Below are 17,382 nucleotides of genomic sequence, written 5' to 3' on the forward strand. Positions count from 1 at the left end.
CCTTGATAACTTCAATCACCCCTTTGCCTAATCTTACCAAATATAGAGCTTGATTACATAATCATAAAACTTCTTATCATCAAAGATAGGCGTGACAATAGGATACCTTTAGCAGACGCGCCTGGCTCATTAATCATAGCTAAGCCATTAATTTTAAATACTTTTTATAAAAAACCTGTTATTAGAAACCTCTGTGATTTCAAATGCACCTCTCGCAATGCAAGATTTACTTGCATTATAGCCCATTGAAAAAAACCATTTAATGCAATAATATCTTGCATTAGAGAATTTCTACATCAAATTGTTTAGCACACCTAGGTTAGACGGTGGCTAAAAGCATATAAACCAAACAACAAAGAGTAGCCGTTATGAGTGAGCAATCTGAATTTAAGGCACAAGGCGCAAGGCTCAGTAAGCTGCGTAAGGCCAAGGGTCTTACGGCTGAGCAATTGGCTACGGCAATGACAGCGTCCGGTTCTAAAGTCAGTCGTGGCGCCATATCTAATTGGGAACGTGGCATAAATGGGATTGTCTCCTCCAAGCTGCCCGCTTTGGCTCATATCTTAGGCTGCTCTGAGGGCTATTTATTGCGTGGTGAGCCAGCAGACAACGCTGAGCCAGATAATAGTACTCAACGCTCAAGCCTTGCCAGCAACCCACCCTCTATTAACTCAAGCACCAATGCTACTCCAAGCGTTATCCAGACCCCTTCTTCTCACCTAAGTACGAGCAACAGCATCATGAAAAACACCGCCCCTATCCGTAAGCCCTTAAAAAAATCTGATAAATTACAAAACGTTTGCTACGACATCCGAGGCCCGCTCCTTAAGACAGCAATGCAAATGGAAGCTCAAGGTCAGCGCATCTTAAAGCTTAATGTCGGCAACCCCGCGCCATTTAACTTAGATGCCCCGCATGAAATCTTGCAAGATGTGGCGCTAAATTTGCACAATGCGACCGGTTATTCAGACTCACAAGGTATTTTCTCAGCCCGAAAGGCCGTCTTACAATATTATCAATCAAAGGGGCTGTTATCAGCGGTTGATGTGCGTGATGTGTACCTAGGCAATGGCGTATCAGAGCTTATTGTCATGACCATGCAAGCTTTGATGAATGATGGTGATGAGGTGCTTATCCCTATGCCAGATTATCCACTATGGACAGCCGCGGCCAATCTTGCTGGCGGCACCGCGGTACATTATCGCTGTAATGAGGAGAATAACTGGCAGCCTGATATTGAAGATATCCGTGCAAAAATTACCGATAAGACCCGTGGCATAGTGGTGATTAACCCCAATAATCCCACCGGCGCGCTCTACTCTAACGATGTGCTGCTACAAATTATCGATCTGGCACGTGAGTACAATTTAGTCCTGATGGCAGATGAAATCTACGACCGCATTTTATATGATAATGCAGTGCACACCCCCATGTGTACCTTAGCGCAAGATGTCCTGATTTTGACCTACAATGGTCTGTCAAAGTCACATAGGATTGCCGGCTTTAGAGCGGGGTGGCTTATGCTCTCTGGCAATAAAGAACATGCCAGCGACTTCATTGAAGGCCTAGATATGCTCGCCTCGATGCGCTTGTGTGCTAACGTGCCAGCTCAGCATGCCATCCAAACTGCAGTAGGCGGCTATCAAAGCATGCAGGACTTAACGGCCGAAACAGGCCGCTTATACAAGCAGCGCCAATTAGCGGTAGAGCGTCTAAATGCCATCCCAGGTATCTCATGCACCATGCCGCAAGGCGCCTTTTATTGCTTCCCAAAAATTGACCGCAGCATCTACCCTATTGAAGATGACATGCAGTTTATGATGGACTTATTAATCGAAGAAAAAGTGCTGATGGTACAAGGCACGGGCTTTAACTGGGATGCGCCCGATCACTTCCGTGTGGTGTTCTTACCTAACTTATTAGATTTAGAAGATGCCATGGACAGATTGGACAGGTTCTTCAGCAACAAGCGCAAACAGTATGGTACTGATAGTTTAGGGTAAAGTGCTGGCGTTTATGTTACTGCTACCACCCCAAAAAAGGCGCTAACGAGATGTCGTTAGCGCCTTTTAGTCTATCAAAGATTACCAGGCTATTTATTTTATTCTGGCTTAAAGCTATCGCGTAACGTCACAGTGCGGTTGAACACAGGCTTATCACTGCTGTGCTCTACCTCATCCGCCACAAAATAGCCTTCACGCTCAAACTGGAAGCGAGTGCCCGGCTCAGCATTGGCCAAAGCGGGCTCAACGACTGCCTCTAGCTCAACTAAAGACTGATCATTAAGTGCTTGATGTACGTCCTCTACCGCACTTGGGTTCTCTGCTGCAAACAGATGCTCATACAAACGCACGGTTGCGGGTACGCCTTGCGTGGCTGATACCCAGTGAATCACACCTTTTACTTTGCGGTCTTCTGGGTTTTTACCCAGCGTCGTCTTATCGATAGTGGCTTTTAGCTCTACCACATTGCCTGCATCATCTAGCACATGCTCAGTCACGGCCAATACATAGGTATTGCGCAGACGAATCTCTGGCTTCTCAGGAGACAGACGCTTATAACCTTTTGGCGGCTCAAGCTCATAATCACCTTGATCGATATAGATGGTTTCAGTAAAAGGAATCTCACGCTCGCCCATATCAATATTTGGGTGCTTGGGCTGATTGATCCATAAGGTCTTGCTCGCCTCATCCCAGCGCGCATTAACGCCGTCATCTTTTAGGCTTTCCCACTCACTTAACGCCTCATCAAAGTTAGTAATGGTCACTTTTAGAGGTTTTAATACCGCCATACCACGCGCGGTGGTGTTCTCAAGCGATTGACGAATACTAAATTCAAGCAAACGGAAATCTACCACGCTATCGGCTTTGGTCACACCAACACGGTCACAAAAATCACGTAGACCTTCTGGCGTATAGCCACGGCGACGCATGCCAGCAATGGTCGGCATACGTGGATCATCCCAGCCGCTGACAATGTGCTCATCAACCAACTGCTTAAGCTTACGCTTACTGGTCATGGTGTGATCGACGTTTAAGCGGCTAAACTCATACTGATGTGGTGGTACATCAAAGCCAATCTTCTCTACAGCCCAATCATAAAACGGACGATGATCTTCAAACTCTAGCGTACATAAGGAGTGTGTAATCCCTTCAATGGCGTCCGATAAGGGATGCGCATAATCATACATCGGATAGATACACCATTTATCACCCGTTTGGTGATGTGCTTGATGCATAACGCGATAAATAACAGGGTCACGCATATTCATATTGGGGCTTGCCATATCAATCTTGGCACGCAGTACCGCCTCACCCTCGGCATATTTACCATTTTTCATATCATCAAAGCGCTGCAAGTTTTCTTCTACGCTGGTATCACGCTGTGGCGACGGCTTACCTGGCTCATTAAATGAACCACGGTTTTCTTTAATTTGCTCCGGTGTTTGCAAGTCAACATAGGCATCGCCTTGCTTGATCAGTTTAATGGCCCATTCATGTAGCTGATCGAAGTAGCCTGACGCATAATAAGGCTGATCGGCCCACTCAAAGCCCAACCACTGTACGTCGTTTTTGATGTTATCAATATAATCCTGCTTCTCGGCAGTGGGGTTGGTATCGTCAAAGCGCAGATTACAAATACCGCCAAACTCTTTGGCAATTCCAAAGTTTAGACAGATAGATTTGACATGACCCAAATGCAAGTAGCCATTTGGCTCAGGCGGAAATCGGGTCACGATTTGATTGTATTTATCTTGGGCCAAATCTTCACGAATAATATGACGAATAAAATCGTTTTTTTGATCCTCTTTGTGCTCAGCTGAGGCATTCGCTTTATTATTTTCAGTGCTCATCGAATTACTTCTCCTATTATAAAACTTGGGGGTATCATTCATAATTTTGCCCCATTCTATCAGGTTTACCAAACCCTGTAACAGCTAGACACATGACAACCCAAAAAAAAGAGGTTAGACTACCCCTTTAAATTTAAGAGCATCTGCTCTATATAGAGCCCATTGTGCTCTTAAACAAGGGGATAACTGACCATTTTGTTGCCTAGCTGGCGAGAACTCATTCGCTAACCACAGGTGATAAACCCTACCTTTTTGGTATTTTGCCGGTTGCCTCATCACTTATATTTAGGACATAACGGGTAGTTTAACCAATAACCAGCCCATTTCATCCGATAAGGACACCCTGTGAGCACACTTAAAACGTTAGGTTTTGGTAGCTTAATTTTGCCTCTTTTTTTGATGGGCTGTACCAATACCACTGCTACTCAAACCCCCAGTACCAACATCACTACAAATTCTAAGGATACACAAATGAGCGATATGCCAGTAGTACAACTAAACACCTCTATGGGTGAGATCGTAATCGAACTTAACGCTGAAAAAGCACCTAAAACTGTTGAAAACTTTGTGTCTTATGTAAAATCAGGCCATTATGACGGCACGATTTTTCACCGTGTTATTCCAGATTTCATGATTCAAGGCGGCGGTATGGATGCTGACATGAATGAAAAAAGCACCAACGCGCCTATCGAAAACGAAGCAGACAATGGTTTGAAGAACGAGGAAGGCACCATTGCTATGGCGCGTACTCAAGATCCACACTCAGCCACCAGTCAGTTCTTTATTAACGTAAAAAACAATGCTTTCTTAAACCATTCTGGCAAAAACATGCAAGGTTGGGGCTATACCGTATTTGGTAAAGTAACCAGCGGTATGGACGTGGTTAAGAAAATTGAAGGCGTACCTACTGGCCGTTATGGCATGCACGCTGATGTACCAAAAGAGCCTGTGATTATCAACTCTGCGGTTGTGGTCAGCGAATAAGTAAGTTTTAGCTGATTTATGTCTAATCAAGATTTTGCTATTAGCAGCTATCATCACCTGATAACCACCCGACCCTATGATATCAATCGGGTGGTTATCAGTGATTTGCATTTATCCGCTGATGAGCCTGCCTTAGTGCAGGCTTTTTTGGCTTTACTTGATGATGTGTTGGTGCTGCCCAATGTACATCAGCTATATATTTTAGGCGACTGGTTTGATGCTTGGATTGGCGACGATGCGTATTTGTCATTGTCTGCTACAGAGCAAAAACGCCATTGGCTAACTCCCCTCATAACCAAACTTACTGAGCTTAAAAATAAAGGCTGCCAAAGCTTTGTGATGCATGGCAATCGCGACTTTTTAATCGGTCAAGATTTTTGTGACAGCTTCGGTGGACAGCTGATTGATGAGCCCTATCTATTAAAGCTTGGCAAGATGACGTATCGGCTAGAGCATGGCGATGCCTTGTGCACAGATGATAAGCGCTATCAGCGCTTTCGTAAGGTCATGCGTAATCCATTGGTACAGTGGCTATTACTTAAGCAGCCGCTACATAAGCGCCAAGCCTTAGCACAAAAGATACGCAGTCAAAGTGCGCTCGATAAATCAGCCAAATCGTTACAAATTATGGATGTAAATGAGCAGGCGGTCACCTGTGCTCTTAAAAAAGTCGATGGCCTCATTCATGGTCATACCCACCGCCCAGCCTGCCATCAAACTCACCTGGCGTTAAACGCCAAAGCCCGCTCTCAAACCCTTGAGTTTAAAAAACGCTATGTGCTCGGGGATTGGCGTATCCTAGACCCAGATACCCGCTGTGAACAAGTACAAGCGGTGATTGGCTTGGCTTTGGACACTCAGATTAGCTCAAGCTTTGAGCTGGTTACGTTTGAGTGGCCAACCCGTTAAGCCGCTGCCCTTTATTTAAGTGCTTAATCCAACAGTTTGAAAAAATGCTGACGATAGTGCTTCAACTCACGAATAGAATCACGAATATCGTCCATCGCTAAGTGGCTGCCCGTTTTTTCAACACCCTTTAAGATATCAGGTCGCCAGCGATAGCACAGCTCTTTGATAGAGGACACATCTAGGTTTCGGTAATGAAAAAAGCGCTCTAGCTGCGGCATCTGACGCGCTAAAAAACGGCGGTCTTGGCAGATTGAGTTGCCACACATTGGAGACTTACCCTCATCGACCCATTTATTCAAAAAGGCAATGGTTTCTTGCTCGGCTTGCTCTAAAGTTACGCTGCTACGGCGCACCCTATCAATTAAACCTGACTGCCCATGCTGCTTGGTATTCCAGTCATCCATCGCGTTTAGCTTTTGGTCTGAGACTTTAATGGCAAATACTGGACCTTCTGCCAATATGTTTAAATCCTCATCGGTGACTATGGTCGCAATTTCAATGATGTCATCATTCATTGTGTCTAGGCCGGTCATTTCTAAATCGATCCAGATAAGCCCTTTTTTGCCTTGATTCTTAATTCTAATTTTGTTGGGGTGGTCACTCATAATTTTTCCTAAACCTGCCAATATACAAAAAACATAAACGCTGCTAATTTAAAGCGTAAATCACGGTAATAAACTATTATAGATAGCCTGTAAAACATCACGAGCCCGCTGCGCCTCTTATTTTGGCCACCCATTTGGCCATCTGTTTAGCCACTCGTTATTTTAGACACTAGCCGCATAGGGTCAAAACAATGGGGCAAAACAACGCGTCAAATCAGGGTACAATACAGGGCACATTGCCTAGGGTGCACCATCAAGGACACACGACAAGAGACATCACGCTATGCGGCATCACTGCCGCTTGATATCCGGTTTGGCGCTATCGATTTAAGCTGCCAGCTCGTCAGCCCTCTATGGTAACAAATTTCGACGCTTTGGCCGTAACTATTGTGCGCCTAGAAGGCGTAAACTGTCACTTTATTGTATAGCCGGTCATTAAGCGATATGCTAATAGCCCTTGAGCCAGACTGCATTCACCCTCATTGACCATCCAGATATTACAAAAAACTTCTTTTAGAACAAACCACAGGTAATTTGAATTTATGGCTTTAATACGACAACGTAAGCTGACCAAACAACAACTAAGACGCATTGATAAACAGCAAGCTCAGCAACAAGAATCGATAGATGGCAGCTTGATGGATGGCGTAGTAATGGCCCATTATGGTAAGCAATTAGAGGTGCAAGTGACCTCACTGCCTACCCTCATACCTGAGCGACCTGAAGTGGTCGAAGGAGAGCCTGAACCATTTTGGCAGGCCATTGAGCTGGGTGATATCTGGCGCTGTCATGTGCGTACCAATCTACCTATGATAGCCACAGGCGATAAAGTACGCTGGGTGGCCGATCCCAATACCGGCTTTGGTCGCATTGAGTCGGTGCAGCCTAGAACCTCACTAATATCACGCCCCGATCGCTATCACAAGCTTAAGCCTGTGGCCGCCAACGTAGATATCTTAGCCATCGTCTTTGCCCCCTTGCCAGCAGCTGCGCCTAATTTGATTGACCGCTACTTGGTGGTCTGTCATCATGCCGATGTTAAGCCGCTATTGGTGCTCAATAAAGCTGACTTATTATCCATTGAAGATTATGCGTTTACCCAAGCCTTGCTAGATGAGTACCAAAACCTAGGTTATGAGACGGTGCTCACCGCCGCGCCTTGTCCTGAAAATATCTTACATGGTGCCCAAAGTGAGGATCAGCCTAAAGCTCAGCTGGGCTTGTCGGACTTGCAGCAAAAAATTAAAGATAAGTTGGTTATCTTCGCCGGTCAATCTGGGGTCGGTAAAAGCACCTTGGTCAATGCGTTATTGCCAGACTCTGAGCAAAGCGTGAACGTCATATCCACCAACTCTAAGCTTGGCCAGCACACCACCACGACCAGTCGCCTTTTGCCCTTTAATCGTGACGACTTGACCCAAGGCGGCATTGTCGATACGCCTGGTATTCGTGAATATGGTATCTGGCATTTGACCCCTGATGATATTATTGCAGGCTTCATTGAGCTCTCTGCCTTAGCGGCAGATTGTCAATTTAGAGATTGCAAGCATACCCATAACAGTAAAGGCTGCGCACTTTGGGAAGCGGTCGCTGAAGGCAGGGTGCTACAGCGCCGGGTAGAGAGCTTGGTGACCTTGCAAGCTGAGGCCGATACCCCCACTTATTAAGTATGAGTGCCCTAGTAGCAATAGTCTACAGTCGCTAATGCATTTATAGCCTTATCACGTTATAATAATTGCCATAAAAATTTTATTGGAGAAGTGTTTTGTCTTTAGATCGCTGGCTTGAGTTCATGGCCCACCACCCGTTTTTATTCGGCACATTGGCCGTGCTTATCTTTTTGTTCTTCACTGTAGAAAACCAACGCAGTGGTAAAAAGGTGTCTCCCAATACTTTGGGCACCTTAGTGAACTCACAAAATGCACAAATCATTGATATTCGTGCCAAGAAGAAATTTGAAACCGGTTACATTCAAGGCAGCCGCAACATTCCTTTTACTCAGCTTAAAGACCGTCTAGAAGAGATTCGTGCCATTGAAGCCCCTGTGGTCATCGTCTGTGATATGGGCCTTCAAGCAGGAGCTGCCGTACAAATGATTGGCAAACCTAATGTATTTCGCCTAGATGGCGGTATCGGCGGTTGGCAGGCAGCCGGCATGCCTTTAGTGGGTGGTACCGTAAAAACCACTAAAACTGTAAATGGCAAAGCCAAAGCCCGTTAATTGACTAGCATAAGAAGTCGCTTTGCCTATTGACACCTATAGGCCACCCTTGTGTCAGATTGGTATCTTAAGTAATACATTGAATACAAAAAACAGTTAAATAACCCATTATAAACCAGGCCCAGTTTAGTAAAATCAAGGATTGTATCATCTTACCCTAATTTTGCTGGTTTAATGATTGGCCTATTTTAATAAATAACAAAAAGGATTATGACATGACTGCTCCTGTTACTGTATATACCACCCCCATTTGCCCTTACTGCTCTAATGCCAAACAACTTTTGAAATCAAAAGGTATTGAATTTAAAGAAATTGGTATGCATGATATCAGCTCGGATGAGCGTATGGAGCTTATGAAAAAAACCAATAACTACAGAACTGTCCCTCAAATCTTCATTGGCGACACGTTTGTGGGTGGTTTTGATCAGTTAAATCAGCTTAACCAAAGCGGTAAACTAGATGAAATGGTAAACGGCTAATCACCCACGCCTTTTATTATTTTGCGCCAGATATTTAACTTTCAACGGATAACCCCGCTTACAATTTACAACCCATAACTAAGGATAATTTTCATGGCAGAACAGCAAGCCCAACCTCAACTAGCCCTTGAACGTATTTACGTAAAAGACATGTCACTTGAAGTGGCCGGTGCCGAAGTATTTACCAAAGAGTGGCAACCAGAGCTTGATATTAATTTGGCCACCACAGCTGAGCCACTTGATGAAGATCATTATCAAGTGATTTTAACAGTAACCGTTAATGCACAAAACGCAGGTGCTGCTGCCTTTATCGCTGAAGTGCATCAAGCGGGTATCTTCTTAATCAAAGACATCCCAGAAGATCAAGTGGGTCAAATTTTAGGTGCTTACTGCCCTAATATCCTATTCCCTTACGCCCGTGAAGTCATCAGTGATATCGTGACTCGTGGTAGCTTCCCTCAATTGCTACTAGCGCCTGTTAACTTTGATCAAGCTTATGCTCAAAGCCAGCAGCAGGTTACTGATGGTGAAGGCAACGCTTAATCAGCTTATTGTGATATAAAAAAACCTCAGTTCAAAGATGAACTGAGGTTTTTTTACGTTAATGCTTAAAATAACGTTGAAGACTAGCCTTTTAGAGCACTAAGAATATTTTCTTTAACCACTTCAATATCTTTGGTACCATCGAATTGATGATATTTAGGGGCATTGGCATCTTCTTTGGCTTTGTTTTGGTAAAAACCAACCAAAGTAGAGGTTTGCTCATGATAAGTAGCTAAGCGATCACGGATGGTTTCTTCTTTATCGTCATCACGCTGGATAAGTGGCTCACCTGTCTCATCATCTAAGCCTTCTTGCTTAGGCGGATTGTATTTTAGGTGATACACACGGCCTGAGCCTGGGTGCTGACGACGGCCTGATAAACGAGAGACGATCTCATCATCAGGTACGCTGATTTCTACCACATGATCGATGTCCACACCCGCTTCAATCAACGCTTCAGCTTGTGGAATAGTGCGTGGAAAGCCATCGAAGATACAACCATTAGCGCAGTCAGGCTTAGCGATACGTTCTTTCACCAAATTAATGATTAAGTCGTCTGATACTAAGCCACCAGATTTCATAATACCTTCTGCTTTTTTGCCAAGCTCAGTGCCCTCTTTGATGGCAGCACGTAGCATATCACCGGTAGAAATCTGTGGAATATCATATTGTTTAGATATGAATTGTGCTTGGGTGCCTTTACCTGCCCCTGGAGGCCCTAGCAAAATAATACGCATCATAGTCGTAATCCTCTTAAGTTGTGTAGATGAGCAAATATCATCCAAAAAATAAAGCGCCTAAATTAATTGAGCATCGATAACCACAAGCCCTAAATATACTATTTATCATAAGGTGGTGACAACTTCTCATTCGCTAGTAGCCACTAGGGACGCTTTAATCCTGTCATATAAAACACAAATACCTTACATTGTGCTGAAAAAAAGCTCAAGCTATTTTGATAATAAATACCGATATAACGAAAACTTATTAGTCAAAATTAAGTCACTTTTATGACAACAGCATAGCCACGCTTATGGCTAGGGTAACGGCTCACTTTGTTATTTTATTTTACCCTATTTTTGTTATGCCCTGTTTGTGCTTTGCCCTACGGTTTTGAGAAAAGCTTTGTTGCAACTGATCTCAAAACCCATGCCCATTAAGGCACCTGTTTATTAATCTCAAGTGCCACTTTTAAATCACCCGCTACCCCCTGATACTCTAAGGGTAAATCAGTGGCTTCTAAATCACCGGACGCTGTCATCGCTTGCCCTGATTTACTAATACGGGCTTTTACTACCAAAGACTTGCCTTCAGCCATAGCTTTTGACAAGGTATGGGTGGGCATCATCGCATCATTGTCATTAAGCTCGATATTAAAGCCACTCACTGCACTGCTTAACTGAGTAGCCGGCACGCGCTTCACTGCCAATGGGGCACCGCCTGTGGCCTCTTGAACGGTCACAAACAGTATATCGCTGGGCTCAACCATACTGTCCAAGCTTTTGTTTAACGTCACGGTAACTGCCACAGACTGAGCAAAAGCAGCGCTATCTGTAGTGCTCTTGGCTCCTGAGGTTTGTGCTTGTAACGCTGCCTGTTGCTGCTGAGCAATATTACGGCTTAACTCATTTAAGCTATTTAAAGCCTCACTGTGATCGCCATCTCTGGCAGCAATGCCTTGTCTTAAACGCTCAACCCATGCTTGTGCCTGCTCATAGTTACCTGAGCGGGCCTCACCCATTGCCATAAGCATTTGGGCGCCTTGATGCTCTGGATTTTTTCTTAGTACATTTTGTAATGCTTCACGGCTGCTGCTATCTAGCATGCCGCCACTGGTGAAGAACTTGGTCTGAGCGTAGGCAACGGCGACTTCTTCATCTTCTGGGCTTAAGCGATAAGCACGTGACTGGGCTTCTAAAGCTTGGTCGTTGGCTTCAAATGCCATTAAAATATCGGCCAATCGCATCCAGCGCATAGGGTCATAGGCATGATGATGCACGTTGGTCTGGATGGCGCCCATCAGACCAATACTATCTTCGGTGGCCCACTCAGGCGGGGCATCAATTTTGCCGGTCAATAAGTCATCTGCTACCTGCCCCACCTTATCTTGCGCTTGCCACAGATTCGTCACAGCGGTTCGATCACCAGACAAAAAGTATGCCATGATCATCAAAATGGGCACACAGATTAAGATAGTTAAGCGTGCTTTGGCACTGCGGGTGAATCTTTGCTCACGCTGGGCCTTGGCAATGGCGCTGCTGCTATGCCCATTATGTGCCAAATCGGTATCTAGGTTATCGTCCAAAATAAGGCTGTTTTTATCATCACTGGCCAAAAGCAGTTGACGCTCAAGCTCAGTTTTTTGAGTTTTAAACTCAGCCTCACTCATGCCGCCTAAATTATAGTCGGCTTTTAGCTCCTCTAGACGCTCTTTAAATACCTCAATATTTAGCACGATCAGTTGATTATTTTGAGCAGATTTATCCACTCTAAGCCAAGGCATTAAGACAATAACCGCCAAGACAAGTGTCAATATTATTGCCAGCGCGACAAAAATCACTAACGTTGGCATGATTTAACTCCTTACAAGTTGAGGTATAAAGCGCATAAGATAGGCTGTGAAGCCTACATTCACTGCTGCGTTATAAAAGCTTAGGCTATTTTAAATCGCTATCGGAGCGTTTTGTTGGGCTATTTGCATCAGATGTTGAGCCGTGTTTGCGTAGTAACGCATTTAGCTTGGCTGCTTCTTCACTGGATAATTCTGACTCAATTTTGTCAGCATCGGTTAGGCGGCTCGCCGCTTTTGTATCACTTTGAGCAGCCTGTGCTGTGGCCAACGCCTTATTTCTCTGGCCTTGTTTGGTACGCCACAACCAGCCCGCTACCAATAAAATTAAAATCAGTGGTGGAAAATACCATAAGATCCAAGTAGAAGGACGTACAGGCGGTTTATAGCTGATAAAGTCGCCGTAACGCTCATACATGTATTCGCGAATTTGCGCATCACTTTGTCCGGCGATGACCATCTCATAAGTTTTACGCTTTAGGTCTTGTGCAATTTGTGAGTCAGAGCCGGCTAAGTTTTGGTTTTGGCACTTTGGGCAACGAAACTCTTCAATCAAGGCTTTATACTGCGCCTCTTGGCTGGGGCTGTTAAACTCGTACACCTCAATGGCAGCATGCGCCGAAGTATGAAATCCCATAAGGCTAAAGGCCAGAACTAAGATACTTAGGCTATATTTTAGGGCTCGGCCAAATGACTGTAATGTTAGGCTTGATGCATTCATTTACACACCTCTGCGATATTTTTGGCGGTATCTGCGGCAGATAAATCCGCTTGTTGTTCACCAAGCTTATTGAGCAAAGAGACACAAGGTTCAATACGCGCCTTCCAGTTCTCCTCAGCCACCTCACCGATAATGTGTTGGCGAATGTTATTCTCCGAATCCACGACAAAGGTCTCAGGCGCTCCTGTCAGACCTAGATCAATGGCAAAGCTACCTGAATAATCACGGAAGCTAAATAAGAAAGGATCGCCACCATCCGCCAGATAGCCATTGGCATTTTCAAGCTCATCTTTATAGTTAACACCCACAATAGGGACGCCCTGCTCATGCAGCTGCATTAAATAAGGGTGTTCAACGATACAGGTTGGGCACCAAGAGCCCCAGACGTTAATTAAAAATGGCGTCTTAGGTAAATCTGCATTGGTCACATTTTTTGAAGGGTCAGACAAAAGCGGCAAGTCAAAAGTCGGAACCGGACGGTTGAGCGCATTATCAATGACCACCTCTGTCGGTTTACCCAACCGAGCAAAGAACATGACAATCAGACCTGCAAAGACAATCAGTGGAATTAAAAACCAGACCTTAAATTGTGACTTCTTCATGACCGGATCAGACATTTATAGCTTCCTTAAATAACAAGTTATGAACCTAGCTTAACGTATACGACTGACTACGCCTAACCAATCTTAATTAAGATTTTTTTAGGCGATAACGACGATCTAGCATACTGATAATGCCGCCTAACGCCATCACTATGGCACCAAGCCATAGCCATGCAATCATGGGCTTAACATACACACGCACTGCCCAATTACCCTCAGGCTCATTGACATTAATCGGCTCGCCTAGGGCCACATAGACATCTCGTAGCATAGTGGTTTGGATACCCGCTTCGGTCATAGGCATGCTACTGACCACATAATCACGTTTTTGTGGATATAACGTGGTCACAAACTTACCGTCTTTTTCGACCTTAATCTCCGCTTGAGTGGCATCATAGTTTTTGCCGCGCACTTGTTCGAAGTCAACTAAAGTAAAGTGGTAATCATTGACATCCACAGTATCGCCCACCGTCATTGCCACATCTTTTTCGACACTCAGCGCGGTGGTCACACCAATACCCAAAGCGACAATCAATACGCCCACATGCGCAATTTGCATGCCCCAATAATGAGCTTTTAAACGCTTTAGACCTTGCCCAAGGCTTGGTGCATTGCGGGTTTTTTCTTTGATGTCATACAACATCCAGCCCAGCACCCACAAACACAATAAACCGGTGATAATAATTTGGACATTAAGACTTTTGGTAATGAGGTAGGTAATAATACCGGCTAACAATGCACTGCTTACCAAAATGGTGGTAGCAGCACCCAGCAGCGGGCGTTTGTCTTGCTTCCAGCGCAAGTTTGAGCCCATACCCATAGTCAATAAAATCAGCCACGCCAAAGGCACGAACAAGGCGTTAAAGTAAGGAGGGCCCACCGATACCTGACCCAAATTAAAGGAGTCAGCAATGATGGGATACAAGGTTCCTAGTAGAACCACTAAGGTGGCCACTAATATTACTATGTTGTTGATTACTAATAAGGTCTCACGTGATTTTAGACCATAATGACTCTCAACGGTCAAGCGCCATCCGCGCACAGCGAACACAAATAACCCTGAGCCAATCACCACCCCTAAGATGGCTAAAATGGCCAAACCACGCGTGGGATCAGCAGCAAAAGAATGCACAGAGGTAATCACCCCTGAGCGCACCAAGAAGGTTCCCAGTAAGCTTAGCGCAAAGGCGAAGATAGACAGCATAATGGTCCACGCTTTAAACACCCCACGCTTTTCAGTTACCGCCAACGAATGAATTAAGGCCGTACATGCCAGCCAAGGCATCAAGGATGCATTCTCAACCGGATCCCAGAACCACCAACCGCCCCAACCAAGCTCATAATAAGCCCACCAAGAGCCCAAAGCGATACCCAAGGTCAAAAAGCCCCATGCCGCTAGCGCCCACGGGCGAGACCAACGCGTCCATACCGCATCCAAACGACCGGCCCAAAGCGCCGCCATACAAAATGCAAACGGCACTGCCATTCCCACATAGCCCATATATAGCATAGGTGGATGGAAAATTAAGCCGGGGTCTTGTAGTAAGGGGTTTAGATCCGCCCCATCCACAGGAACATTGGGTAAGGTGCGATCAAAAGGTGATGAGGTAAAAATCAGCATGGCCAACATCATCAACTGTACGGCCGCTAAGATGACTAAAACGCGAGCACGCATATTGAGTGGTAAGCCGCGGCTAAACCACGCCACCATGGATGACCAGCCAGCCAAAATGGTTACCCACAATAGTAAAGACCCTTCGTGACCACCCCAAGTGGCAGATAGCTTATAGTACCAAGGCAGCAAAGAGTTGGAGTGCTGGGCGACATACACTAAAGTAAAGTCGTTATAATAAAACCCAGCCATCAGTGCCAAAAAGGACAATCCTACTGCCACGAACTGTGCCCAAGCTAAGCTTGGAGCCAAACGCTGCAAATGAGGCTGCTGCCGGACAATGCCAAAAGTTGGTAGCACCACTTGCAGTAACGCCAATACCATTGATGCCACTAAAGCAAAATACCCTAGCTCAGTAATTACCATATTCGCTCGCCCTAAAACTACTACGCTGTTGCTTATTTATCATCATGAGGCAGGTTTTGCCCCATCAAAATAAGCGTGTGAATACTCATGAAACTTTAAATTGTCGACCATCACTCAAGGCATGGTGAACACTGATATTTGTGTTACTCATATTTTAATAGCATTTGTCTTTGCCTAATTGGCCACGCTTAACTTAACTGCGCTTGGTCTATCAGCACGCATGACATACATGACATCACTAATTATGTAGTCTCTATTGATAACCTTTTTAGTAAGTTATGCGCTCTTGACGAATAAAGCCACTCAGTCAATAGAGTGGCTTTATCAAAGACAATTTATAGCGGCTATTATATAGAGTTACGGGCCATATAAACAGCCTTGGTAACAAACCACTTAACCCGAAAAACCTGCCTAAGACGCCGCTTAAGACAGAGATAGCTTGTGCCCTGCATAAGGATGCGGCTTATAGCGGTCATGGGTCTAATTATAAATCTAACCGCCACTGATGGGGAAAAAGACCAGTATTAAGTGTAGCCAACCGGCCAAAAAACCCGTCACCCCACCCAAGATAATTAATGTGGTTTCATCCTCTCTAAAGGCGGGACGCAGCAAGTTTTGGAACTCTCTGGGTGTTAACGCTTTAATACGCTCACAAAACAGGCCATAAATCTTGCTAGCACGGCTTTCATTAAGCCCCGGATCACGGATAGGCACCATAGTGGCATCAATAGACTTATCGATAATGGTATTTTTGAGCTGACCAAACTCTCGTCGCCCCAAGCCGACACGCAAAGTGGTGCTGACCACAGGTGACTCTAACACCCCATACAAATGGCGCTTCATTAGATTGCGGGTCTCAGCCGCTTTATAGCCATACATCATCTCATTCATGATGTTCTCAAGGGTTACCAGCTCTTGCACCACGATGCCGGCGAACACCTCCGACACCTCAGGCTGACGCTTCATAAAGCCGCCTTGCCAATAGTAGGTGTCCATACGAGGGATAACTGGCACCACAAAAGGAAAGCCTTTGACCTTTTTAAACAGTCTTAAATACTTAACCGGTACCGGCTCTACTGGATTAAACACCATCCAAATGGCAATCCAGTTAGTCAAAAAGCCCCAGATGGCAGCAAAAAATGGCACTGTCCAGTGCTGTGGCACCAACAGATAAATAAACATCTGCACGATACCAAACACAAAGCCTATAAGCGCACTAATATGCCAAATAAAGTTGATCTCTTTTTGGCCCACCTTCAAAAACATATTGACCATCAAACGGCGGTCATTTTCCATAGTGCGCACAATCATTTGGCGCATATCTACCAAGTCTTCTACGTTGTGGGTTAAGTCTACCACAAGCTCACGCATGATAATGGGAAGCTGCTCATGGGCATGCGCGTAGATGCGGCGCTTTAATGCATACGGCAAATTGCTCCACAAAGAGGCAGAGCGCTCATTCATAATCTCATCAATAAGATGCTCAAGATTGGCATCGACTGTTTTAGTAATAAAGTCAGCCATCTCTTCAGGCTCCATCGCCTTAAAAAATTCATCAAGTGAGCCAAGCTTAGATAAGGTCTGATCAACAATGACCCCTGAGATTTTACCTGCCTTACGCGGCACAATACCCTGCCAGCCAATACCCTGCCAGCCAAACGGTAGGTTAGGAATTTTTATCCCCCAAAACTTAATGGGATAAAACAGCATTTTTAATGCCATCCAAACATGCGCCCAAGTCACAAATGCCGTCACAAACGGGATAGTGAGCATCGCTAAAAATTCAGGATGTGCGGTTAAGACTTGCCAAATAGAAGAGAACATGTTGGATATATCACTTATTCTTTATTGTTCTTTA

At 45.0% G+C, this 17,382-nt stretch carries 15 protein-coding genes; 7 read left to right on the plus strand and 8 right to left on the minus strand.

Going from position 1 to position 17,382, the window contains the following annotated elements; genetic code table 11:
- The first annotated feature begins 368 nt into the window (after positions 1 to 368).
- Positions 369 to 2,003: an aminotransferase class I/II-fold pyridoxal phosphate-dependent enzyme gene (locus tag JMX92_RS02445; protein ID WP_201543723.1), complete on the plus strand. Its 1,635-nt coding sequence runs from the start codon at positions 369 to 371 to the stop codon at positions 2,001 to 2,003.
- 98 nt (positions 2,004 to 2,101) lie between these two features.
- Here JMX92_RS02445 and JMX92_RS02450 read toward each other — a convergent pair whose 3' ends face one another.
- A complete protein-coding gene (locus JMX92_RS02450) occupies positions 2,102 to 3,853 on the minus strand; it encodes a glutamine--tRNA ligase/YqeY domain fusion protein (RefSeq protein WP_041773294.1) in 1,752 nt (583 codons plus the stop codon).
- Between the two features lie 471 nt (positions 3,854 to 4,324).
- On the opposite strand from JMX92_RS02450, the gene JMX92_RS02455 reads away from it, so the two are divergent.
- Together JMX92_RS02455 and JMX92_RS02460 are read left to right on the plus strand one after the other, a co-directional pair.
- Positions 4,325 to 4,837, plus strand: a complete 513-nt coding sequence (locus JMX92_RS02455) for a peptidylprolyl isomerase (protein WP_041773541.1) — start codon at positions 4,325 to 4,327, stop codon at positions 4,835 to 4,837.
- Positions 4,838 to 4,855: 18 nt separating this feature from the next.
- The gene (locus JMX92_RS02460) at positions 4,856 to 5,746 is read left to right on the plus strand and encodes a UDP-2,3-diacylglucosamine diphosphatase (protein WP_011960085.1); all 891 of its coding nucleotides are present in this window, start codon (positions 4,856 to 4,858) and stop codon (positions 5,744 to 5,746) included.
- A 23-nt stretch (positions 5,747 to 5,769) separates the two neighbouring features.
- On the opposite strand, the gene orn is transcribed toward JMX92_RS02460, so the two are convergent.
- Positions 5,770 to 6,351 (minus strand): oligoribonuclease, encoded by a 582-nt coding sequence (orn, locus tag JMX92_RS02465; protein WP_011960084.1) that lies wholly within the window; start codon positions 6,349 to 6,351, stop codon positions 5,770 to 5,772.
- Between the two features lie 542 nt (positions 6,352 to 6,893).
- Here orn and rsgA point away from each other — a divergent pair.
- From rsgA to secB, 4 genes are all read left to right on the plus strand, one after another.
- A complete protein-coding gene (rsgA, locus tag JMX92_RS02470; RefSeq protein WP_110816337.1) occupies positions 6,894 to 8,018 on the plus strand; it encodes a ribosome small subunit-dependent GTPase A in 1,125 nt (374 codons plus the stop codon).
- Positions 8,019 to 8,143: 125 nt separating this feature from the next.
- Complete coding sequence (locus tag JMX92_RS02475; protein WP_011960082.1) at positions 8,144 to 8,572, plus strand: rhodanese-like domain-containing protein; 429 nt, start codon at positions 8,144 to 8,146, stop codon at positions 8,570 to 8,572.
- A gap of 215 nt (positions 8,573 to 8,787) precedes the next feature.
- A complete protein-coding gene (gene grxC, locus JMX92_RS02480) occupies positions 8,788 to 9,051 on the plus strand; it encodes a glutaredoxin 3 (RefSeq protein WP_011960081.1) in 264 nt (87 codons plus the stop codon).
- A 93-nt stretch (positions 9,052 to 9,144) separates the two neighbouring features.
- Positions 9,145 to 9,594 (plus strand): protein-export chaperone SecB, encoded by a 450-nt coding sequence (gene secB / locus JMX92_RS02485; RefSeq protein ID WP_110816336.1) that lies wholly within the window; start codon positions 9,145 to 9,147, stop codon positions 9,592 to 9,594.
- 83 nt (positions 9,595 to 9,677) lie between these two features.
- On the opposite strand, the gene adk is transcribed toward secB, so the two are convergent.
- From adk to JMX92_RS02515, 6 genes are all read right to left on the minus strand, one after another.
- Positions 9,678 to 10,331 carry an adenylate kinase gene (adk, locus tag JMX92_RS02490; RefSeq protein ID WP_197708931.1) on the minus strand — a complete coding sequence of 218 codons (654 nt, stop codon included), beginning with the start codon at positions 10,329 to 10,331 and terminating at the stop codon, positions 9,678 to 9,680.
- A gap of 419 nt (positions 10,332 to 10,750) precedes the next feature.
- Complete coding sequence (gene ccmI / locus JMX92_RS02495; protein ID WP_201543732.1) at positions 10,751 to 12,166, minus strand: c-type cytochrome biogenesis protein CcmI; 1,416 nt, start codon at positions 12,164 to 12,166, stop codon at positions 10,751 to 10,753.
- A gap of 85 nt (positions 12,167 to 12,251) precedes the next feature.
- Positions 12,252 to 12,800 (minus strand): cytochrome c-type biogenesis protein, encoded by a 549-nt coding sequence (locus JMX92_RS02500; RefSeq protein WP_413786853.1) that lies wholly within the window; start codon positions 12,798 to 12,800, stop codon positions 12,252 to 12,254.
- 80 nt (positions 12,801 to 12,880) lie between these two features.
- Positions 12,881 to 13,501 (minus strand): DsbE family thiol:disulfide interchange protein, encoded by a 621-nt coding sequence (locus JMX92_RS02505; RefSeq protein ID WP_011960076.1) that lies wholly within the window; start codon positions 13,499 to 13,501, stop codon positions 12,881 to 12,883.
- A 73-nt stretch (positions 13,502 to 13,574) separates the two neighbouring features.
- Positions 13,575 to 15,524: a heme lyase CcmF/NrfE family subunit gene (locus JMX92_RS02510; protein ID WP_155586938.1), complete on the minus strand. Its 1,950-nt coding sequence runs from the start codon at positions 15,522 to 15,524 to the stop codon at positions 13,575 to 13,577.
- 492 nt (positions 15,525 to 16,016) lie between these two features.
- Positions 16,017 to 17,348: a DUF445 domain-containing protein gene (locus tag JMX92_RS02515; protein ID WP_011960074.1), complete on the minus strand. Its 1,332-nt coding sequence runs from the start codon at positions 17,346 to 17,348 to the stop codon at positions 16,017 to 16,019.
- Positions 17,349 to 17,382 lie beyond the last annotated feature (34 nt).

The organism is Psychrobacter sp. H7-1, assembly GCF_904846585.1.
GTDB classification, from domain to species: domain Bacteria; phylum Pseudomonadota; class Gammaproteobacteria; order Pseudomonadales; family Moraxellaceae; genus Psychrobacter; species Psychrobacter raelei.